Annotated in this window: 19 protein-coding genes; 12 read left to right on the plus strand and 7 right to left on the minus strand. The window is 70.7% G+C overall.

Annotated elements, in window-relative coordinates:
* Nucleotides 1-7: 7 nt before the first annotated feature.
* Both ACK1X7_RS44300 and ACK1X7_RS44305 read right to left on the minus strand, forming a co-directional pair.
* Entirely contained in the window at nucleotides 8-910 is a 903-nt protein-coding gene (locus tag ACK1X7_RS44300; RefSeq protein WP_385150942.1) for an acyl-CoA thioesterase, read from the minus strand.
* A gap of 61 nt (nucleotides 911-971) precedes the next feature.
* Entirely contained in the window at nucleotides 972-3,500 is a 2,529-nt protein-coding gene (locus ACK1X7_RS44305; RefSeq protein ID WP_413116619.1) for a DEAD/DEAH box helicase, read from the minus strand.
* A gap of 136 nt (nucleotides 3,501-3,636) precedes the next feature.
* Between ACK1X7_RS44305 and ACK1X7_RS44310 the strand changes: the two genes are divergently transcribed.
* Nucleotides 3,637-4,428, plus strand: coding sequence for a metal-dependent hydrolase (locus ACK1X7_RS44310; RefSeq protein ID WP_385150936.1), 792 nt, complete (start codon nucleotides 3,637-3,639; stop codon nucleotides 4,426-4,428).
* Nucleotides 4,429-4,475: 47 nt separating this feature from the next.
* Here the strand turns inward: ACK1X7_RS44310 and ACK1X7_RS44315 are convergent, their stop codons facing one another.
* Both ACK1X7_RS44315 and ACK1X7_RS44320 read right to left on the minus strand, forming a co-directional pair.
* Nucleotides 4,476-6,257: an ABC transporter ATP-binding protein gene (locus tag ACK1X7_RS44315; RefSeq protein ID WP_390795012.1), complete on the minus strand. Its 1,782-nt coding sequence runs from the start codon at nucleotides 6,255-6,257 to the stop codon at nucleotides 4,476-4,478.
* Complete coding sequence (locus ACK1X7_RS44320) at nucleotides 6,254-8,179, minus strand: ABC transporter transmembrane domain-containing protein (protein WP_385150930.1); 1,926 nt, start codon at nucleotides 8,177-8,179, stop codon at nucleotides 6,254-6,256. Before ACK1X7_RS44320 ends, ACK1X7_RS44315 begins: the two co-directional genes overlap by 4 nt.
* Nucleotides 8,180-8,333: 154 nt before the next feature.
* Here ACK1X7_RS44320 and ACK1X7_RS44325 point away from each other — a divergent pair, with 154 nt between their 5' ends.
* On the plus strand, nucleotides 8,334-9,074 hold the full coding sequence (locus ACK1X7_RS44325) for a L,D-transpeptidase family protein (RefSeq protein WP_385150927.1): 741 nt from the start codon (nucleotides 8,334-8,336) through the stop codon (nucleotides 9,072-9,074).
* Between the two features lie 225 nt (nucleotides 9,075-9,299).
* On the opposite strand, the gene ACK1X7_RS44330 is transcribed toward ACK1X7_RS44325, so the two are convergent.
* The gene (locus tag ACK1X7_RS44330) at nucleotides 9,300-9,740 is read right to left on the minus strand and encodes a MarR family winged helix-turn-helix transcriptional regulator (RefSeq protein ID WP_385150924.1); all 441 of its coding nucleotides are present in this window, start codon (nucleotides 9,738-9,740) and stop codon (nucleotides 9,300-9,302) included.
* Between the two features lie 136 nt (nucleotides 9,741-9,876).
* On the opposite strand from ACK1X7_RS44330, the gene ACK1X7_RS44335 reads away from it, so the two are divergent.
* Nucleotides 9,877-11,730, plus strand: a complete 1,854-nt coding sequence (locus ACK1X7_RS44335; RefSeq protein WP_385150921.1) for an ABC transporter ATP-binding protein — start codon at nucleotides 9,877-9,879, stop codon at nucleotides 11,728-11,730.
* A 78-nt stretch (nucleotides 11,731-11,808) separates the two neighbouring features.
* Here the strand turns inward: ACK1X7_RS44335 and ACK1X7_RS44340 are convergent, their stop codons facing one another.
* On the minus strand, nucleotides 11,809-12,606 hold the full coding sequence (locus ACK1X7_RS44340; RefSeq protein WP_390795013.1) for an AfsR/SARP family transcriptional regulator: 798 nt from the start codon (nucleotides 12,604-12,606) through the stop codon (nucleotides 11,809-11,811).
* A gap of 175 nt (nucleotides 12,607-12,781) precedes the next feature.
* Entirely contained in the window at nucleotides 12,782-12,979 is a 198-nt protein-coding gene (locus tag ACK1X7_RS44345; protein WP_014057281.1) for a hypothetical protein, read from the minus strand.
* A 178-nt stretch (nucleotides 12,980-13,157) separates the two neighbouring features.
* Between ACK1X7_RS44345 and ACK1X7_RS44350 the strand changes: the two genes are divergently transcribed.
* Genes ACK1X7_RS44350 through ACK1X7_RS44390 form a run of 9 tightly spaced genes read left to right on the plus strand, consistent with a single transcriptional unit; the run spans nucleotide 13,158 to nucleotide 21,270 of the window.
* Nucleotides 13,158-13,736 carry a DUF4255 domain-containing protein gene (locus ACK1X7_RS44350; protein WP_385150915.1) on the plus strand — a complete coding sequence of 193 codons (579 nt, stop codon included), beginning with the start codon at nucleotides 13,158-13,160 and terminating at the stop codon, nucleotides 13,734-13,736.
* Entirely contained in the window at nucleotides 13,733-14,458 is a 726-nt protein-coding gene (locus ACK1X7_RS44355) for a carboxypeptidase regulatory-like domain-containing protein (RefSeq protein WP_385150912.1), read from the plus strand. Before ACK1X7_RS44350 ends, ACK1X7_RS44355 begins: the two co-directional genes overlap by 4 nt.
* Nucleotides 14,459-14,468: 10 nt before the next feature.
* Nucleotides 14,469-16,733, plus strand: coding sequence for a phage tail sheath family protein (locus tag ACK1X7_RS44360; RefSeq protein WP_413116620.1), 2,265 nt, complete (start codon nucleotides 14,469-14,471; stop codon nucleotides 16,731-16,733).
* A gap of 20 nt (nucleotides 16,734-16,753) precedes the next feature.
* Complete coding sequence (locus ACK1X7_RS44365) at nucleotides 16,754-17,209, plus strand: phage tail protein (protein ID WP_014057285.1); 456 nt, start codon at nucleotides 16,754-16,756, stop codon at nucleotides 17,207-17,209.
* Nucleotide 17,210: 1 nt separating this feature from the next.
* On the plus strand, nucleotides 17,211-18,704 hold the full coding sequence (locus ACK1X7_RS44370) for a phage tail sheath family protein (protein WP_385158073.1): 1,494 nt from the start codon (nucleotides 17,211-17,213) through the stop codon (nucleotides 18,702-18,704).
* A complete protein-coding gene (locus ACK1X7_RS44375) occupies nucleotides 18,701-19,219 on the plus strand; it encodes a phage tail protein (RefSeq protein ID WP_361498802.1) in 519 nt (172 codons plus the stop codon). Before ACK1X7_RS44370 ends, ACK1X7_RS44375 begins: the two co-directional genes overlap by 4 nt.
* Before the next feature lie 5 nt (nucleotides 19,220-19,224).
* Nucleotides 19,225-19,410, plus strand: coding sequence for a putative phage tail protein (locus ACK1X7_RS44380; protein ID WP_385157474.1), 186 nt, complete (start codon nucleotides 19,225-19,227; stop codon nucleotides 19,408-19,410).
* Entirely contained in the window at nucleotides 19,407-20,078 is a 672-nt protein-coding gene (locus ACK1X7_RS44385; RefSeq protein ID WP_014057289.1) for a CIS tube protein, read from the plus strand. The genes ACK1X7_RS44380 and ACK1X7_RS44385 overlap by 4 nt, the downstream gene beginning before the upstream one ends.
* Before the next feature lie 10 nt (nucleotides 20,079-20,088).
* Nucleotides 20,089-21,270, plus strand: coding sequence for a phage late control D family protein (locus tag ACK1X7_RS44390; protein ID WP_385157477.1), 1,182 nt, complete (start codon nucleotides 20,089-20,091; stop codon nucleotides 21,268-21,270).

The raw sequence follows: 21,270 nt of genomic DNA on the forward strand, positions 1-21,270 counted from the left end.
GGGGCGCTCAGCCGCCGTCGGTGGCTCCTTCTGCGGCTCCTTCGGCAGGACGCAGCGGGCGGAACAACCCCTCCTGCACCACCGACACCAGCAGATGGCCCGCACGGTCGTAGATCCGGCCGCGCGCCAGTCCCCGGCCGCCCGTGGCCACGGGCGACTCCTGGTCATAGAGAAACCACTCATCGGTGCGGAACGGCCGGTGGAACCACATGGCGTGATCCAGCGAGGCCATGTCGAAGCCCCGTGGCCCCCACAGCGGCTCGACCGGCATCCGCACCGCGTCCAGCAGCATCATGTCGCTCGCATAGGTGAGCGCGCAGGTGTGCACCAGCGGGTCGTCCCCGAGCGGCCCCACCGCGCGCATCCATACGGCGCTGCGCGGCTCCACGCCCTTGAGCTCCTCGTCAGTCCAGCGCAGCCGCTCCACATAGCGGACGTCGAAGGGCTGCCGGCGCTCCATGCGGGCGAACGCCTCGGGGAGCGCTCCCAGATGCGAGCGGACCTCGTCGGCGAGGCTCGGCAGACCTTCCGGCCCGGGCACCTCCGGCATCGGCAACTGCTGCTCGATACCTGGCTCAGGAGAATGAAAGGAGGCGGTCAGATTGAAGATCGTGCGACCCTGCTGGATGGCGACGACCCGGCGGGTGGTGAAGGAGCGCCCGTCCCGGATCCGCTCCACCTGGTACACGATGGGCACACCCGGCCGCCCCGGCCGCAGGAAGTACGCGTGCAGCGAGTGCACCGGGCGCAGCCCGTCGGTGGTCCGCCCGGCGGCCACCAGCGCCTGGCCCGCCACCTGCCCGCCGAACACCCGCTGGAGCGACTCATCGGGGCTGAGGCCGCGGAAGATGTCCTGCTCGATCCGTTCCAGATCGAGCAGATCGACCAGGCGCTCGGCGGGATTGGTCATCGCTGGTGCTCCTTCACTGAGGGGGCCGGGTCGGTCCTCGGCGTGGACCGCGTCCAGGAGGCTACAGTTGGCCCACGTCGGTGACCCGGACCACCGCCCGGCCCTCCTCGTCGGAGGCGGCGAGATCGACCTCCGCCGAGATGCCCCAGTCGTGGTCGCCGTTCGGATCGTCGAAGGTCTGCCGCACCCGCCACAGGCCGTGCTCGGGGTCCTCCTCGATCAGCAGCAGCTTCGGCCCGCGGGCCTGCGGCCCGGTGCCGAGCTCCTCGTACTCCTCCCAGTACCCGTCCATCGCCTCCGCCCAGGCATCCTCGTCCCAGCCGGAGTCGGCGTCCATCTCGCCGAGTTCGGCGACCTTGTCCAGGGCGGCCAGCTCCACCCGGCGGAACATCGCGTTGCGCACCAGCACGCGGAAGGCGCGGGCGTTCGCGGTGACCGGCCTGACCTGGTCGGCGCGCTCCTGCGCCTCCTCCGCCGACTCGTCCTCCGGGTTGGCAAGCTGCTCCCACTCATCCAGAAGGCTGGAGTCGACCTGCCGCACCATCTCGCCGAGCCAGGCGACGATGTCCTGGAAGTCGTCGGACTTCAGATCGTCCGGCACGGTGTGGTCCAGCGCCTTGTAGGAGCTGGCCAGGTAGCGCAGCACAATGCCCTCGGTCCGCGCCAGGTCGTAGAACGAGATGAACTCGGTGAAGGTCATCGCCCGTTCGTACATGTCGCGGATCACCGACTTGGGCGACAGCGGATGGTCGCCGACCCAGGGATGGCTCTTGCGGTAGAGCCCGTACGCGTGGAAGAGCAACTCCTCCAGCGGCTTGGGGTAGGAGATGTCCTGGAGCCGCTCCATGCGCTCCTCGTACTCGACGCCGTCCGCCTTCATCGCGGCGACCGCCTCACCGCGTGCCTTGTTCTGCTGCGCCGCCAGGATCTGCCGGGGGTCGTCCAGCGTCGACTCGACGACCGAGACCATGTCCAGGGCGTAGGAGGGCGATTCGGGGTCCAGCAGCTCGAACGCGGCCAGCGCGAAGGTGGACAGCGGCTGGTTGAGCGCGAAGTCCTGCTGAAGATCCACCGTCAGCCGGACGATCGGGGCGGCTCCGTCCGCACCGTCGGCGCCCTGTGGCTCCACCTGCTCGACCACCCCGCCGTCCAGCAGCGAGCGGTAGATCGCGATCGCCCGGCGGATGTGCCGGAGCTGGTTCTTGCGCGGCTCGTGGTTGTCCTCCAGCAGGCGGCGCATCCCCTCGAAGGCGTTGCCGGGCCGGGCGATGACCGACAGCAGCATCGCGTGGGTGACCCGGAACCGGGAGGTGAGCGGCTCGGGTTCGGAGGCGATGAGCTTCTCGAAGGTGTTCTGGCCCCAGTTGACGAACCCTTCCGGCGCCTTCTTGCGGACCACCTTGCGGCGCTTCTTAGGATCGTCCCCGGCCTTCGCGAGCGCCTTCTCGTTCTCGACGACATGCTCGGGCGCCTGGGCCACCACAAAGCCCGCGGTGTCGAAGCCGGCCCGGCCGGCCCGGCCCGCGATCTGGTGGAACTCCCGGGCCCGCAGCGTCCGCACCCGCTGACCGTCGTACTTGGTCAGCGCGGTGAACAGGACGGTGCGGATGGGCACATTGACGCCCACGCCGAGGGTGTCCGTACCGCAGATGACCTTGAGCAGCCCGGCCTGCGCCAGCTTCTCCACCAGCCGCCGGTACTTGGGCAACATGCCCGCATGGTGCACGCCGATCCCGTGCCGGACGTAACGGGACAGATTCCGGCCGAACTTGGTGGTGAACCGGAAATTGCCGATCAGCGAGGCGATCTCGTCCTTCTCGGCGCGCGAGCACATATTGATGCTCATCAGCGCCTGGGCCCGCTCGACCGCCGCCGCCTGGGTGAAGTGCACGATGTAGACCGGCGCCTGCTGCGTCTCCAGCAGCTCGGTCAGCGTCTCGGTCAGCGGCGTCGTCCGGTATTCATAGCTCAGCGGCACCGGCCGGGTCGCGGACCGCACGACCGCGGTGGGCCGCCCGGTGCGCCGGGTCAAATCCCCCTCGAACCGGCTCACATCACCGAGCGTCGCCGACATCAGGATGAACTGCGCCTGCGGCAGCTCCAGCAGCGGGATCTGCCACGCCCAGCCCCGGTCCGGCTCCGCATAGAAGTGGAACTCGTCCATCACCACCTGGCCGATATCGGCTTCCTTGCCGTCCCGCAGGGCGATGGACGCCAGTACCTCGGCCGTACAGCAGATGACCGGCGCGTCCGCGTTGACCGACGCGTCACCGGTCAGCATCCCGACGTTCTCGGTGCCGAAGAGCTTGCACAGCTCGAAGAACTTCTCCGATACCAGGGCCTTGATCGGCGCGGTGTAGAAGGTGACCTGGTCCCGGGCGAGCGCGGCGAAGTGGGCGCCGGCCGCCACCAGGCTCTTGCCCGATCCCGTGGGGGTGGACAGGATGACATTCGCCCCGGACACCACCTCGATCAGCGCTTCCTCCTGGGCGGGGTACAGCGAGATGCCCCGCTCCTCGACCCAGGTGGAGAACGCCTCGAAAAGTGCGTCGGGGTCGGCGTCGCTCGGAAGCTGATCGATAAGAGTCACGCACCTATACTGCCTGGTTTCCCCGCCGGGACGGGAACCGGCTGTGCGGACGAAGATCGCCCGCGGCTAGGCTGTGCCGGGCCGAAGCAGTCAACTCCCGCACGGAAGCGGGAAAGAACAGGGGCGGGGTACGACCATGATGGGACCGGCGCATTCGCTGTCCGGAGCGGCGGCCTGGCTGGGGGTGGGGGCGGCGGCCGCGGCGGCCGGCCACTCGATGCCCTGGCCGGTGCTGGTCGCCGGCGCGCTGATCTGCGCGGGAGCGGCGCTCGCCCCCGACCTCGACCACAAGGCGGCGACCATATCGCGCGCCTTCGGGCCCATCTCACGGACACTGTGCGAGGTGATCGACAAGCTCTCGTACTCCGTCTACAAGGCGACCAGGAAGCCGGGCGACCCGCGCCGCTCGGGTGGCCACCGCACCCTCACCCACACCTGGGTATGGGCGGTGCTGATCGGCGCCGGAGCCTCGGCGCTCGCCATGGTCGGCGGGCGTTGGGCGGTGCTGGGCATCCTCTTCGTGCATATGGTGCTGGCCGTCGAGGGGCTGTTGTGGCGCGCGGCCCGGGTCTCCAGCGACGTCCTGGTATGGCTGCTCGGCGCGGCCAGCGCCTGGATCCTGGCCGATGTGCTGCACCGGCCGGGCAACGGCTCGGACTGGCTGTTCAGCGCACCGGGCCAGGAGTACCTCTGGCTCGGCCTGCCGATCGTGCTCGGCGCCCTGGTCCACGACATCGGGGACGCGCTGACCGTCTCCGGCTGCCCGATCCTGTGGCCCATCCCGATAGGCCGCAAGCGCTGGTACGCGCTCGGCCCGCCGAAGGGGATGCGGTTCCGGGCCGGAAGCTGGGTCGAGTTGAAGGTGCTGATGCCGGTCTTCATGCTGCTCGGCGGCGTGGGCGGGCTGGCCGCCCTCGGCATCATCTGAATCCAGGACGGGACCGGGGTGGCCGCGCCGGGGCGCGGCCACCCTCATCACTGATGCCAGGAGCGCCACAGCGCGGCGTAGGCCCCGTCCGCCGTGACGAGTTCGTCATGGCTGCCCAGCTCGGTGATCCGGCCGCTCTCGACCACGGCGATCACATCCGCGTCATGCGCGGTGTGCAGCCGGTGGGCGATCGCCACCACGGTCCTGCCCTCCAGCACCCGGCCCAGCGACCGCTCCAGATGGCGCGCCGCCCGCGGGTCCAGCAGCGAGGTGGCCTCGTCCAGCACCAGCGTATGCGGATCGGCGAGCACCAGCCGGGCCAGCGCGATCTGCTGCGCCTGTGCGGGGGTGAGCGCCAGACCGCCCGATCCGACCTCGGTGTCCAGGCCCTCGGCCAGCGCACGGGCCCAGCCGTCGGCGTCGACCGCGCCCAGCGCCGCCCACAGCTCGGCGTCCTTGGCGACGGCGCGGGCCAGCAGCAGATTGTCACGCAGCGAGCCCACGAAGACATGGTGCTCCTGGTTGACCAAGGCCACATGCTCACGCACCCGCTCGGCGGGCATCCGCGCCAGCTCCGCCCCGCCCAGGGTCACCCGGCCGGTGCGCGGGGAGTAGATCCCGGCCAGCAGCCGCCCCAGGGTGGACTTCCCCGCCCCGGAGGGGCCCACCAGCGCCAGCCGCGTTCCCGGAGGCACCTTCATGGACACCTCGTGCAGCACATCGCTGCCCTCGTGGTATCCGAACCGCACCTCGTCCGCCCGCACCTCACGGCCGCCGGGGACCACCCCCGCGTCGGCGGGGCCCTCCTCGATCTCCCGCACGCCCACCAGCCGGGCCAGCGACACCTGCGCGACCTGGAGCTCGTCGTACCAGCGCAGGATCAGCCCGATCGGCTCGACCAGCATCTGCGACAGCAGCGCCCCGGTGGTCAGCTCGCCGATCGACATCCAGCCGCGCATCACACAGACGCCGCCGATCATCAGCACCGAACCGGTGATCAGCGTGTAGCTCACATTGATCACCGGGAAGAGCACCGAGCGCAGCCAGAGCGTATAGCGCTCCCACGCGGTCCACTGCTTGATGCGCAGCTCGGACTGGGCGATCCGCCGGTCGCCCAGCCGGTGGGCCTCGATGGTCCGCCCGGCGTCCACGCTCTCGGTGAGGGACGCGGACACCGCCGCGTAGCCGGCCGCCTCGGAGCGGTAGGCGCTCGGCGCGCGCCGGTAGTACCAGCGACAGCCGATCACCAGCACCGGAAGCGCCACCAGCACCGCGAGACCCAGTGGGGGAGCGGTCAATGTCAGCGCGCCGAGCAGCAGCCCGGTCCACACCACGCCGATGGCCAGTTGCGGCACGGCCTCGCGCATCGCGTTCGCCAGCCGGTCGATATCGGTGGTGATCCTGGAGAGCAGATCCCCGGTCCCGGCCCGCTCCAGCACCCCCGGAGGCAGACCTACCGACCGTACGAGAAAGTCCTCCCGCAGATCCGCCAGCATTTCCTCGCCCAGCACGGCCCCGCGCAGCCGCACCATCCGGACGAACACGGTCTGCACCACCAGCGCCACCGTGAACAGCGCCACGATGCGGCCGATGTGGAGATCCTCCTTACCCTGGGAGAGGTCCTCGACCAGGCCCCCCAGCAACTGGGGGCCGACCATGGAGGCGATCACCGCGGTCGCGTTCACGACCATCAGCACGGTGAACGCGGCCCGATGCCGCCGCAGCAGCTCACGCACATAGGCCCGCACGGTGGTGGGTGTGCCGACCGGCAGCGTCGTCGCCGACTCCGGTGCGGCCGGGTCGTAGCCGGGCGGTGCCACGCCGATCATGCCGACTCCTCGATCTGTTCCTCGATCTGCGCGATGTCCTTCAGACCGTGTCCGGTGTCCTTCAGGCCGTGTCCGGCCGGTCCGGTGCCCCGCCCGGCCCGCCGCACGGCGGCCTCGTCCTCCGTCTCGCGGGTGACGACCGCGCGATACGCGGGATCGCTGCCCAGCAGCTCACGATGGGTGCCCACCCCCGCCGCCTCGCCGTCGGGCACGAACACCACCCGGTCGGCCCGGTCCAGCAGCAGCGGGCTGGAGGTGAGCACGATGGTCGTCCGGCCCGCCCGCAGCCCCCGCACCCCGTCGGCGATCCGCGCCTCGGTATGCGAGTCCACCGCCGAGGTCGGCTCGTCCAGCACCAGCACCTCCGGATCGGTCACCAGCGAGCGGGCCAGTGCCAGCCGCTGCCGCTGGCCACCCGAGAGCGAGCGGCCGCGCTCGTTGATCCGGGTGTGCATGGGTCCGGCGTCATCCCCCTCGGCCGCCGACGCCTGCGCCAGCGCGTCCAGCACATCGCCGCACTGGGCCGCCTCGAGCGCCTTATCCGCCGTGACCTCGCCGGACCTCGGCACATCCAGCAGCTCGGCGAGCGCCCCCGACAGCAGTACCGGATCCTTGTCCTGCACCAGCACCGCCGCGCGCGCCGCGGTCAGCGGCACCTCGTCCAGGGCGACCCCGCCCAGCAGCGCCGACGGTGCCCGGTCGTGGTCCCGGTCGTCCGGGCCGTCGTGGGCGGGATGTCCGCCGAGCCGGTCGGCCAGCCGCCCCGCCGCGTCCGGGTCGCCGCACACCACCGCGGTCAGCAGCCCGCTGGGCGCCAGCATCCCGCTCGCCGGGTCGTACAGATCCCCGCCGAGCGGTGCGGTGGCCTCCTGCACCTCCCCGCGCTCGCCGCCGTCCACGATGGCCGCGGCCTCGCTGTCCGGGGAGGAGCGCCGCAGCGCCAGCACCCGGGCCGCGCGCCGCGCCGAGGGCCGGGAGAAGGAGTACGCCATGGCGATCTCCTCGAAGTGCCGCAGCGGGAAGAGCAGAAAGGTCACCGCGCTGTAGACGGTGACCAGCTCGCCCACCTCGATCCGCCCGTCGCGGGCCAGCGACGCCCCGTACCAGACGACACCGATCAGCAGCAGCCCCGGCAGCGCGACCTGCACGGCCGCGATCAGCGCCCACATCCGCGCGCTGCGCACCGCCGCGATCCGCACCTCCTGCGAGGCATGCCGGTAGCGGCCCAGGAACAGCTCCTCCCCGCCGATGCCCCGCAGCACCCGCAGCCCGGCCACGGTGTCCGAGGCCAACTCGGTCGCCCGGCCCGCCTTCTCCCGCTGTTCATCCGCCCGGCGCGCCGCGCGCGGCAGCAGCGGCAGCACGGCCAGCGCCAGTGCGGGCACCCCGACCGCCACCACCACTCCCAGCGCCGGCTGGTAGAAAATCAGGGCCACGCAGACCGCGACGGTGGTGATCGCCGCCGCCGTGAAGCGGGACAGGGCCTCCACAAACCAGCCGATCTTCTCGACATCGCCCGTGGAGACGGCGACGACCTCACCGGCCGCCACCTTCCGGGTGAGGGCGGAGCCCAGCTCCACCGCCTTGCGGGCCAGAAGCTGCTGCACCCGTGCCGCCGCCGTGATCCAGTTGGTGACCGCCGCGCGGTGCAGCATGGCGTCCCCCAGCGCGGTGAGCACGGTGAGCCCCACCATCAGCGCTCCGGCCATCGCCAGCCGGGAGCCGGAGCGGTCCACGACCGCCTGCACACCGAAGCCGATGGCGATGGGGAAGGACACCAGCGCGGCCATGTGCACCAGCCCCCACAGGGCCGCCTTGACCTGCCCGCCCAACTGATTCCTGCCCAGCCAGAAGAGAAACCGCGGACCTGACCGTACGTCGGGTCGGCCGGGGTCGGGATACGGAAGATCGCGAATGTGCATGACGTCCCAAGGTCGGGCGGGCTGCGGAGGGCTGGTAGGAGACGTGAAAGGTTGACGTTCCCACGGTGCGGAATTCAACTGGTTTTCCCGGGAGCGGCCGGAACACGCCAATCCCGCATACGGCACCGTCCTGCGCAGGTGGGACCATGGGGACATGCGAATCTCCGGCACGATGTCCATGCGCGCGGCGGCCGCGGCCGCCGCGGCCCTTGTCCTTCTCACTGCCTGCGGCAACGGCGGCGGGGACAGCGGCGGTGACAAGGGCGGAACCTCGGGCAAGCAAGCGCTGCGCGGCGGGGCGCCCACGCCGGATCCCACGCGTATCCCGGATGTGGGGGACAGGCTCCAGTCCCGGATCCCGGAGCAGTCCCGTCAGGTCGTGGCGGTCTACGGCAAAGGGGTGAACTCCGCGGACGCCACCGTGGTCCTCTACACCAAGCAGGGCAAGGCATGGGAGCGGACCCACAGTTGGACGGCGCACAACGGCAAGCGCGGCTGGACGACGAGCCATCACGAGGGCGACAAGCGCAGCCCGGTCGGCGTCTACACGCTCAGCGACGCGGGCGGGGTGCTGCCCGACCCCGGCGCCCGGCTGCCGTACACCGCCTCCGGCTCCTTCGCGGCGCCCCACTACTGGCCCAAGTCCCACTGGACGGACTTCAACTACGTCATCGCCATTGACTACAACCGGGTCAAGGGCGCCTCGCCGCTCGACCAGACCCGGCCCGAAGGGCAGAGCAAGGGCGGCAGCATCTGGCTGCACATGGATCACGGCAGCGGCACCTCGGCCTGTGTCAGCCTCTCCAAGTCCGGTATGGAGTATCTGCTGAAGAACCTCGACCCCAAGCTGCACCCGGTGGTGGTCATGGGGGACAAGGCGCATCTGGCCGCCTGAGCGCGGCACCGGCCGTGTCCCGGCGTCCTTCGCGCGGCTCGCATCGTCCGCGGTCCTCGGCGCCATGGCCCGGCTCGTCGGGGAGTACGGCTTGAAGGCCGTATTCGCGCAGGGGAAGTCGGTAGCGCCGTGGTACGGCGCCGCACCGTACTTCCCCCGCCTCCAGCAGCGCTTTCACCACGGCAGCCGCTCATTCACCGCGTCCGGATGCCTGTCACCGCGACCTCAGCAGCGGTGGCCCGGGGTGCCGGAGAGGGTGTCCAGCAGATCGCCCAGCGCGTCGCGCTGCTGATCGCTGAGCGGTGCCAGGATGTCCTCCGCGGCGGCTCGGCGCGCCTCGCGCAGCGCGCGCAGCGTCGCCCGCCCGGTGTCGGTGAGCTCGATGCGCACCACCCGGCGGTTGGACGGATCCGGTGCGCGGCGCACCGAGCCATGCGCCTCCAGCGCGTCCACCAGCGTGGTCACGGCGCGCGGGACCACCTCGAGGCGCTGCGCCAGGTCCGCCATCCGCGGCGGCTGGTCGCTGTGGGAGACGGTGCGCAGCAGGCGGGACTGGGCGGGGGTGATGCCCAGTGGCTCCATATGACGCTTCTGGGCGCGATGCAGCCTGCGGGTCAGTCGCAGCAACTGCTCCGCGAGGAGGCCGGATGTCTCGGGGGTGGGCATGATCGCAGTTTATCAGGACTCGATTCATTGTGAGTATAGGTAACAATGAGCTATGCTCTCAAAAGTCCGCGCCGCCGCGGTCACGGCTCGACCATGCCGTCACTCGCGGCGGCCTCCCTGACTCCAGAAGGAGCCCATGCGTCCCGACACACCACCGTCATGGACCCCGTCCACCCAGGAGCCCGAGCGCCCCGCCCAAGTGCGGCGCATCCTCCGGCTCTTCCGTCCCTACCGTGGCCGCCTCACCGTGGTCGGCCTGCTGGTCGCCGCCTCCGCGCTGGTCTCGGTCGCCACCCCGTTCCTGCTCCGGGAGATCCTCGACACCGCCATCCCCGACCGCCGCACCGGCCTGCTCACCCTGCTCGCCCTCGGCATGATCGCCGCGGCCGTCGTCAACAGCGTCTTCGGCGTTCTCCAGACCCTGATCTCCACCACCGTCGGCCAGCGCGTCATGCACGATCTGCGCACCGCCGTCTACGACCGGCTTCAGCGCATGCCGCTCGCCTTCTTCACCCGCACCCGCACCGGCGAGGTGCAGTCCCGTATCGCCAATGACATCGGCGGTATGCAGGCCACCGTCACCTCCACCGCGACCTCGCTGGTCTCCAACCTCACCAGTGTGGTCGCCACCGTCGTCGCGATGCTCGCGCTCGACTGGCGGCTGACCATCGTCTCGCTGCTTCTGCTGCCGGTGTTCGTCTGGATCAGCCGCCGGGTCGGCGCCGAGCGCAAGAAGATCACCTCGCAGCGGCAGAAGCAGATGGCGACCATGTCCGCGATGGTCACCGAGTCGCTGTCGGTGAGCGGAATCCTGCTCGGCCGCAGCATGGGCCGGTCCGAGTCGCTCACCCGGCAGTTCGCCGAGGAGTCCGAGCGCCTCGTGGGCCTGGAAGTGCGCTCCAACATGGCCGGCCGCTGGCGGATGTCCACCATCGGCATCGTCATGGCCGCCATGCCCGCGCTGATCTACTGGGCCGCGGGAATCGCCCTCCAGGCCGGTGGCCCGGCCGTCTCCATCGGCACGCTCGTGGCCTTCGTCTCGCTCCAGCAGGGGCTGCTCCGGCCCACCGTGAGCCTGTTGTCCACCGGTGTGCAGGTGCAGACCTCCCTCGCCCTCTTCGCCCGCATCTTCGAATACCTCGACCTGCCGATCGACATCACCGAGCCCGCTGATCCGGTGCGGCTGGAGAAGGTGCGCGGCGAAGTCCGCTTCGACGGCGTCGACTTCGACTACGACGGCACGGCCCCCGGTGCATCGAAGAGCACCCTGTCCAAGGGCGGCGCATCGAAGGGCACCCTGCGCGGCATCGAGCTGACCGTTCCCGCGGGCGGCAGCCTGGCCGTGGTCGGGCCGACCGGTTCCGGCAAGACGACCCTCAGCTATCTGGTGCCCCGGCTCTACGACGTGACCGGCGGCCGGGTGCTGCTCGACGGGGTGGACGTCCGCGACCTCGACTTCGACACCCTCGCCCGGGCCATCGGTGTCGTCTCCCAGGAGACCTATCTCTTCCACGCCTCCGTCGCCGAGAACCTGCGCTTCGCCAAGCCCGACGCGACCGATGAGGAGATCGTGGCGGCGGCCGAGGCCGCCCAGATCCACGACCACATCGCCTCCCTCCCGGACGGCTATGACACCCTCGTGGGAGAGCGCGGCTATCGCTTCTCCGGCGGGGAGAAGCAGCGTCTGGCCATCGCCCGCACCATTCTGCGCGACCCGCCCGTCCTCATCCTCGACGAGGCCACCAGCGCCCTGGACACCCGCACCGAGCAGGCCGTTCAGCAGGCCATCGACGCCCTCTCGGCCGGTCGCACCACGATCACCATCGCCCACCGGCTCTCCACCGTGCGCGACGCCGACCAGATCGTCGTACTGGACGGCGGCCGGGTCGCCGAGCGGGGCACCCATGAGGAGCTGCTGGCCAAGGACGGGCGCTACGCCGCACTGGTGCGGCGCGACACCCATCTCGCGCCGGTGGTCCCCGCCGTCTAGTCCGCCCGGTCCGTCTAGTTCGCCCAGTCCGTCCAGTCGGCCCAGGCCGCCAGTCCGCCGGTCCCCGCACCGCGCCCGTTACGCGGGCACGGTGCCCGCCGGGGCCGATGTGTCCGTCTCCTGTGCCGGGACGTCGCTCGCCGAGCGGGAGACGATCCGGCGCGCCGGGAGCTCTGGAGCGGCACCCCCGGGTGGCACCAGGTTCCTCAGCGTCGGGGAGGGCTCCAGGCCCAGCTCGTCGAGGAGGACGCGGCGGCACTGCTCGTACTGCCGCAGTGCCGCACCTCTGTTCCCGGCCCCGAGATGCGCGTTCATGAGCACACGATGAGCGCTTTCCCGCAGGGGCTCCGCGCGTACGGCCGCGAGCCCGGCGGCGACGGCCTCGCCATGGCGGCCCGCCGCCGTCAGCCGCTCGGTCATCGCCTCCAGGGCGTACAGCCGCAGTTCGTGGTACTGCTCCTGCTCCACCAGCACCCACTCGTTCTCCGACCACTCGGGTAAGAGATCGGCCGAGAGATCCTCCCGCATCTGTGTGGTGAGGATGTCGTCGCACGGGCGCGACATGTCGAGCAGCCGGTGGGCGCGCGTCGCCGCCGCGTGGATGTCCACGGTGATGTGCTTGCAGATCGCCAATTCCTGTGTGGACGCGTCGATGACCTGATGTCCCGTTCGCGTGGCGCGCCATAACGACGATCGGAGGTTGGCGTTGGCACGGGACGCGGTGACATCCGGCCACAGCGTGCCGGCCACATAGGTCCGGCTCCGTGGCATGTTCTGCAAGGCGAGGAACGCGAGAAGCCGCTGGGCGCTGGAGGATATCGGAACGCGTTTGTGATCGACCGACAACGCGAAACTCTTGAGCAGTCTCAACGTCATGACATGGCCTTCTGCGCTCATCGGCCCCCCGGGGCGATATTGGCTCCAGCGATCCATCCCATGCGTCCTATCGGGATGCCCGAAAGCCATGTTACGAGCAGATCATGATCGTGTATCCGGCCTTCCCGTTAAAGGACGCTATATGGCCAGGCATCACCGGGCCGTCGCGGCAACGTCACCTGTCGGGCTCGATGAACTGATCGAGCCAGGCGCGCACGGCGGTGAGCGCGTCGTCGACCGCGCTCACCGCGGTGGGGGGCGCCTGGTGCCGGTCCTCCGTCCGCACGATGCGAGCACGGAATCCGTCCGGCCTGCCGCCTTCCACCCAGACCCGGAGGATCAGGACACCGGTCCGTTCTGAGGGGATTTCCATGAAAAGAAGATATGCCTCGCCGTGTCACCTCGGCGTTGTCGGTGTGTGTCCGGAGTCGTCATCGTCGGCAGTGAAAACGGACCGGTGACGCTCGTGTGATGAGCGCATCGCGGTCCGGCCACGCCGGGACCGGCATTCTCTCGAAGCACGCTTTCGAGCGCGGAGAGGGGGGATTCGCATGGGGGACTTCGGCGTCATCGCCGATGTCTCGACGGTCATCGTGGAGAGCCTGACCCAATCCCTGCGCGGGCTCAGCCAGGTGGAACCGCCGATCGCGGAACTCAACGACCTCTCCGAGACGGTACAGACACCGCCGCCGAAGCTCACGGTGTTCCTCTACGAGATCGCCGAGGACCCCACCTCGCGCAACCGGCCGCCGGTGCGCTCCCAGCCCCCCGCCCCATCGACCACCCGCAAGCCGCCGATGGCCCTGCTGCTGCGCTATCTGGTCACCCCTTGGGGCGGCGACCAGGCGACCCAGCACCGGATGCTCGGACGGGCCCTCCAGACCTTCTACGACGACGCGATCCTGGACGGCGTTCAACTGTCCGGCAGCCTGGCGGCGAGCACCGACTCGCTGCACCTCAGCCTGACCCCGCTCACCTTGGACCAGAAGTCCTGGGTCTGGTACGCGATTCAGAAGCCGTACCGGCTGTCGCTGAACTACGAGGTCCGCGTGGTCAACCTGGACTCCGCCGTGGAGACCCCGGTCCGCCCGGTGCACAGCCGGGTCATCAGCGGGACGGCGATGCCATGAGCCGCTTCGTACCGCTGGAGCGGTCGACGCTCCACAGCCCGGTCTGGTTCATCCCCTTCGACGACCACGCCCGGCGGGTGCGCGCAGCCGGGGTGACGGTCCAACTGGACCGCTACGAGGACGGCGAGTGGCTGCCGCTGGACGACCTGGCGGTGCGCACCCCCAGCGCCGCCTTCGCCTATCCGGGACTCGGCCGGTGCGCCGAGCCGTGGGCGGCCCGGCCACGGCGCCACCGGGCCCGCTTCGCGGCCGCCGGCTACCAGCCGCTGTACCCGGCCGACGGCCAGCCGTTCTCGGCCGCCCTGGTGGGCGTCGAGTTCCTGGTGCACCCGTATGACGACGCCCACCCGCCGCCGGCGGTGACCGAGCCGCGGCTGGTCCGGCTGCTGCCGAGCGTCTCCTTCCCCTACCCGACGGGGCTGCGCACGGTGCACGGCGCCGTGGTCGACGCGGCCACCCGGGCGCCGGTCGCGGGCGCGCTGGTCGAGGCCAGGGGACGGACCAGCCGGGACCTGACGCCATGGCACGAGCGCACCCTGTCCGACGCCACGGGCGCCTTCCGGCTGGCCCTGCGGTGGGAGGGCGAGAAGGCCGAAGAACAGGCCGCCGAGGAGACATTCCACTTGCAGGCCACCGAGCGGCCGGGCCGGACCGGATCGCTGGTCGTGCGGCTGCCCCAGGACATCGAGCGCCGGCACGTCATAGAGATCCGCGAGAGTTAAGGAGCCGTCCATGGCGGAGTATCTGAGCCCCGGGGTCTACATCGAGGAGATCGATGCGGGCCCACGGCCGATCGCGGGGGTGAGCACCAGTACGGCGGGCATGGCCGGGGTCACCGTGCGCGGTCCGTACACCGGCAAGCCCAAGCTGGTCACCAACTTCCTGGAGTTCCAGAACACCTTCGGCGGATTTCTCCGTGAGCCGGACCCGCTGATCCGGGACACCTGGGCGAACGACCCGGCGGAAGGCGGCCGCTGGTGGCTGTTCCCGCTGGCGGTCAAGGGCTTCTTCGACAACGGCGGCCAGCGGCTGTACATCAAGCGGGTCGCCAGCAGGCAGGCGAGCCCCTCCTCGGGCGTGCTGGGCCACGGCCTGGTGAGCCCGGTCGCCGGCGACGCCGCCAAGGGCGCGACCCGCCTGGAACTCGGCCACCTGATCGGGTTCTCCGGCGTCGGGCAGCAGCTTCAGCTCTTCCGCGGCGACGACCAGCAGTCGATCCACACCGCCGGTGTCGCCGCCTACGACGCCACCACCCGCCGGATCGAGCTGGACGTCCCGCTGCCCGCGGAGGTCCGGGCGGGCCGCGGCGACTACGTACAGATCGGGACGCGTAACGCGGAGCAGACACTGGAGTTCGCCGCCGTCAGCCCCGGCTCATGGGGCGACGCGGTACAGGTGCGGATCCAGCCGATGGCCTCGGCCGCGCTGCCGGTGCTGCCGGATCCGCAGGAGGGCGCCCTGTTCGTCACGCGGCTGGCCGCGGACGCCGCCGCGGACGGCGAGACGGTCGAGGTCGCCGCGGTGACCGGACTCGACCCCGACGAACTGCCGCCCGACGTCTGGGTGCAGATCGGCTCCGGCCGGTTCAAGGTCCAGCTCGGCCAGCCGGCGGACGGGAAGGTCACGCTGACCCTGCCGTCCGGCACCGCACATGAGGCATGGCGGAGCGGGCTGCTGGTGCGCCGCGTGCGCCGGGGCACCACTTCGGCGGGGCCGACGCTGCGGATCGGCGGAGCGAGCCGGCTCTACGAGGGCGCAGTCGTCCAGCTCGACGACGGCACCCATCTGACCATCCGCACCGTCGAGTCGATCGCCGCGGACGTCGTCACCCTGGATGGGAACGTGCCCGGGACGCTGTTCGAAACCGACCGGCTGCAACTGGTCGAGGCGCAGGTCGACGCCCGGTTCACCGACCCGTCCGGGGCCGTGGAGACGGAGACGCACCGCAACCTGCGGCTCACCGGCGACACCGCGGCGAACCTGGTGACCACCCTGGCCGTCCGCTCCCGGCTGGTGCGGGCGACGGCGCTGGGCGCCCTGTCCACCGACCCGGCGAAGTTCCCCCTGCCCGCGGTCGGCTCCTGGCTGACCCTGGGAGGCGGGGACGACGCCTACGGGAGCCTGAGCGTGGCCGACTTCGTCGGCGAGGACGGCGGCAGCAGCAAGCGGACCGGGATCACCGCGCTGGAGGACATCGACGAGATCGCGGTCTGCGCGGTGCCGGGCATGTGGTCGGGGACGGTCGAATCGGCCCTGGTCACCCACTGCGAACTGCTCAGGGACCGGTTCGCGATCCTCGATCCGCAGGACGGCCTGGACCTCGAGGACGTCCAGGCGTTCCGCGAGCGGTTCGACACCAAGTACGCCGCGCTCTACCACCCATGGCTGGTCACCCGCGATCTGTCGGCGGGCCGCGATGTCGAGGTGCCGCCCTCGGGCCATATGGCCGGGATCTACGCCCGCGTGGACGTGGAGCGGGGGGTGCACAAGGCGCCCGCCAACACGGTCATCCGGGGCATCCGGCCGACCGACGGCATCGCCCAGGACATCACCAAGCGCCACCAGGATGTGCTCAACCCCAAGGGCATCAACGCGCTGCGGTTCTTCCCCGGGCTCGGCCACCGGGTCTGGGGCGCGCGCACGCTCTCCTCGGACAGCTCGTGGAAGTACGTCAACGTCCGGCGGCTGTTCCTCTATCTGGAGGAGTCGATCGAAGAGGGCACCCAGTGGGTGGTGTTCGAGCCGAACGACGAGGCGCTGTGGTCCCTGGTCCGCCAGACGGTCACCAACTTCCTCACCACGGTCTGGCGCAGCGGCGCGCTCGCCGGCACCACCGCCGACGAGGCGTTCTTCGTCGCCTGTGACCGCACCACGATGACCGAGGACGACCTCGCCAACGGCCGTCTGATCTGCGCCATCGGCGTCGCGCCGGTCTTCCCGGCGGAGTTCGTGATCTTCCGGATCCAGCAGAAGACCCGCGAGACCCAACTCGCCTGAGTGCCCGAGGAGAGTCCACCATGCCGCCTGTGACCAGGGACGATCCATACGCGTCCTATAACTTCAAGATCTTCGTGTTCAACGTCAGCGACGACGGGCTCGCGGTGAGCGGGTCCTTCACCGAGGCGAGCGGGCTGGAGCTGGAGATCCCGCCGATCGAGTACCGCAACGGGAGCGAGGACATCACCGTCCGCAAGATCCCGGGACTGAAGAAGTTCACCAACCTCACCTTCAAGCGCGGCATCACCGGCCACGCCGCCTTCTGGAAGTGGGTGGCCGACGCGCTCAACGGCACGGTGAAGCGCACCCACGGCTCGATCGTGCTCTGCGACGAGAACCGCAACGACGTGATGCGCTGGAACTTCGACCGTGGCTGGCCCACCAAGTACACCGGCCCGACGCTCAGCGCCACCAAGAACGAGATCGCCATGGAGACGCTCGTCCTGGCGGTCGAGAAGCTGGAGATCGAAGTCTGACATGGCAGGCGAAGCGCTCCCCGGCGTATCCCTCACGTTCGCGCCACGCGACTTGGACACGGAGCCGCTGCGCACCGATGTGGCGGCGTTCCTGGGCCGGCTGCGCCGCGGCCCGGTCGGCACTCCGGTCCGCGTGGAGAGCTGGAACGACGTCGTGGGCACCTTCGGGCCGCCGGAGGGCGCCTTCGCCACCCCGTACGCATTGCGCGGCTTCTTCGAGAACGGCGGCCGCACCGCCTGGGTGCTCCGTGTGTCCGGGCCGGCCACCACGGCCCGGACGGCGTGGACGGCCGGGCCGTTGAGCGGCTGGGACACCACGCGCTACCAGGTGATCGCCACCAGCCCGGGCGCCTGGGCCAACGGCGGGCGCCTCGCCATCCGTTACCAGGCCAGCACCGTCGCCGGACCGCCCACCGTGGGCGTACGGGTCATGATGCCCGGCGAACCGCCCGAGACCTTCCCCGGACTTCCGCCCGCCGGCCTGGCCGACCGGCTGATCGCCTCCCGCTACATCCGGCTGGTCCCGGACGGACCGCCACCGCCACCGGAGCGGCCCGGCCCGATCTCGATGTCCTGGGACCTGACACTCGCGGGCGGCGCCGACGCCGCGCCCACCCGCGACGCGTACACGGACGCCGTGGCCGTACAGGCCGAACTGCCGGAACCGGCGCTGGTGGCGCTGCCGGACCTGGGTACGGACCTGTCCGGCGCCGCGCATACCGACGCGGTGCTCGAACTGCTGCGGAACGTAAAGCCGTTGCACGACCGCCTCGCCGTGCTGGACGTACCGCCCGGGCTGTCCTCGGTGGACCAGGCGGTCGACTGGGTGGGCTCCCTCGCGGCCACCGGCGACAGCGGGCTGCTCGGCTGCGCCGCCGTCTACCACCCGCCGCTGCGCACCCCCGACGGGCAGGACCTGCGCACCGTCCCGGCGTCCGGCCACGTCCTGGGCGTCATCGCCCGTCTCGACGGCGAGCGCGGGGCGCACCACACGCCCGCGGGCGCCGTGATCCTGGAGGCGGTCGACCTCGCCGCCGAATACCCCGAGCCGCAGCAGGTGCGGCTGTTCGACGCGGGTCTCGACCTGATCCGCTGCACCCGCGGGCGGGGGCTGGTGGTGTGGGGCGGACGCACCCTGTCAGCCGACCCGGCCACCCGCTACATCGCCCACCGACGGCTGGTGCATCTGCTGGTGCGCGCGATCCGGCGGGCGGCGAGCCCGCTGGTGTTCGACGTCAACTCGGCCGAGCTGCGGCTGACCTTGGTACGCGCGCTGACCTCCGTGCTCCTCTCGGCCTACCGGGCCGGGGCGCTCGCCGGCGCCCGGCCCGAGCAGGCGTTCCGGGTGGTGTGCGACGACACGAACAACCCGCCGGAGCAGGACCCGGGGCAACTGGTCTGCGAGATCGAGGTCGCTCCGGCCGTCCCCATGGAGTTCATCCGGCTGCGTCTCGTACTCGGCCAGGACCGAGGTCTGGAGGTGATCGAGGCGTGAGCCTGGATCCGCTGCCGAAATACCGCTTCCTGGTCACCCTCGACCCCGGCGACGCCTATCTGCCCGCCGCGCAGGCGCTCCTGCTGCCGCTGGCCGCCTCCGGCGCGTTCCAGGAGGTCACCGGGCTCGGCGCCCAGCTCGAGGTGACCAGCTACGCGGAGGGCGGCCGCAACGACTCGGTCCACCAACTGCCGCTGCGCCACTCATGGAACCGGATCACGCTCAAGCGCGGAGTGGTGCGCGACCCCGGGCTGTGGTCCTGGTACCAGGCCGGGCTCGCCGACTCGCTGGGCGCCCGCCGCGACGGCGCGGTGATCGTGCTCGGCCCGGACGGGGTGCCCGGCGCGGCATGGGCCTTCCACGGCGGACTCGCCGCCAAGTGGAGCGGCCCGGATCTGCACGCGGAACAGAACGCGATCGCCATCGAGTCGCTGGAGATCGCGCACGAGGGGCTGACGAAGGTCTTGCAGGACGCCGCGGCGAGCGCCTTGCCGCGCCTGAGTCAAGGGAGGTGACCGACGTGCCGAAGGTGACCATTCACCATCTCGAGGTGCGCTTCCAGGTGGACGGCGACGACGGCGCCGTATTCACCCACCTGTTCAACAAGCACATCCAGGCGTGGGCGAAGTTGTACGAGGACCAGTGCGCCCGCGCCCAACACACCAAGGGCGAACGCAGCTTCGGCGACGGGGAGGTGCACCTATGAGCGTGACGCCCGTGTCCTTCGCCCGCCAGGGCGCCGCCAAGGCCCGGCTGGAGATCGTGCGGCCGGTGATCGCCGACGAGCGGCAGCGGCGGATCCCGCTGCGGTTCAACCCCACCGACTACAAGCTCAGCAAGAGCAACACCTTCGCCGAGATCACCATCCCCGGCCTGGAGACACCGCCTCTTCAGTACGTCCGCGGCGGCACGGAGACCCTCACCGTCCAGGCGCTGGTGGACACCTCCGACACCCTGGAGAACGTACGGAAGCTCTACGTCAACGCGGTGCGCAATCTGCTGCGGCCCGACAGCCGCGAACACGCCCCGCCGGTCGTCCGGTTCGTCTGGGACGAGGAGGTCTTCACCGGTGTCGTGGAGAAGCTGGACGTCAACTACCAGCTCTTCCGGCCGGACGGGGTGCCGCTGCGGGCCATGCTGGACCTCTCGCTCAAGGAGTTCCGCACGGCCGCCGTACAGGTCGCCGAGACCCCGCGCTCGTCCCCCACGGTGGAGAAGAGCTATGTGGTGCGCCGCGGCGACACGCTCAGCTCCATCTCCGCCGCGCTGTACCGGCGGCCCGACGCCTGGCGGGAGCTGGCCCGCGCCAATGGCATCAGCGACCCGCGGGAGCTGCGGCCGGGCCGTGTGCTGACCGTGCCCCGGCTGCCGTGAGGAGCGCCCGATGAGCACCCCCACACCCGAGGTCGCCTCCCCCGACCGGTACGCGCCCGAGTTCGATGTGCGCATCGAGGGCCTGGAGATGGACCCGTCCACCAAGAACGACATCATCGACATCAAGGTGAACCGGGACATCGACGAGTTGTCCGGGTTCGACCTCACCCTGAACAACTGGGACGACGCCAATCTGCGGTTCAAGCACAGCGATTCGCCGCGCTTCCGGCTCGGCGGCCGGGTCTCGGTGCGGCTCGGCTACGCCGACAAACTGCTCACCGTCGCCACCGGCACCATCTCCACGCTCAGCCCGAAGTTCACCGACGGCGCGTCGCCCACCGTCCAGGTCAGCGGCGTGGACGGGCTGCTGCGGCTCAAGGACCGCAAGCCCACCGAGAACGAGACCAAGACCTACCGCAATCTGCCCGACTGGCGCATCGCCGAGCAGATCGCCCAGCGCAACCATCTGCGCATCGAGGTCACCAGGGAAGGCCCCACCCACGACCTGGTGGTGCAGAAGAACCAGGACGACGCGACGTTCCTGCTGGAGCGGGCCAAGCGGCTCGACTTCGACTGCTACATCCTCCCCGACCCGACGACCGGCGAGGACACGCTGTACTTCATCAAGCCGACCGACGGCCGCGACGGCCGCCCGATCCGGCTGTACCGGCTGGCGTACGCGCCGGGGCTGAGCACCGGCCCCACCGGCCAGCCCGCGGGGCTGATCCCGAACCTGATCGAGTTCACCCCGACCCTGACCGTCTCCCAGCAGGTCAGCAAGGTCACCGTGCGCGGCTGGGACCCCCGTACCAAACAGTCGATCGCGTTCACCGCGACCGCCGACAACCTTCCCGCCGGGCAGAACACGGCCGATGGGCAGAGCGGCCCGCAGGCCGCCGAATCCACCTTGCAGGGCCGCCAGGAGGTCGTGGTCGACGCGCCCGTCGGCAGCGACCAGGAGGCCCGCGAACTGGCGATCAGCCTGTTGCGCGAGCGGGCGTACGAGTTCATCACCGCGACCGGCAAGGTGGCGGGCCTGCCCGAGCTGCGGCCCGGCGACAACCTGGAGATCTACGGCCTCGGCCGCCGCTTCTCCGGCACCTACTTCGTCAAGCGGGTCGAGCACACCCTGGGCACCAGTGGTTTCTTCACCCAGTTCACCGCTCGGCGGATTCATCAGGGGGACCAGTGA

The sequence above is a fragment of the Streptomyces sp. CY-1 genome (assembly GCF_047218265.1).
GTDB classification, from domain to species: domain Bacteria; phylum Actinomycetota; class Actinomycetes; order Streptomycetales; family Streptomycetaceae; genus Streptomyces; species Streptomyces niphimycinicus.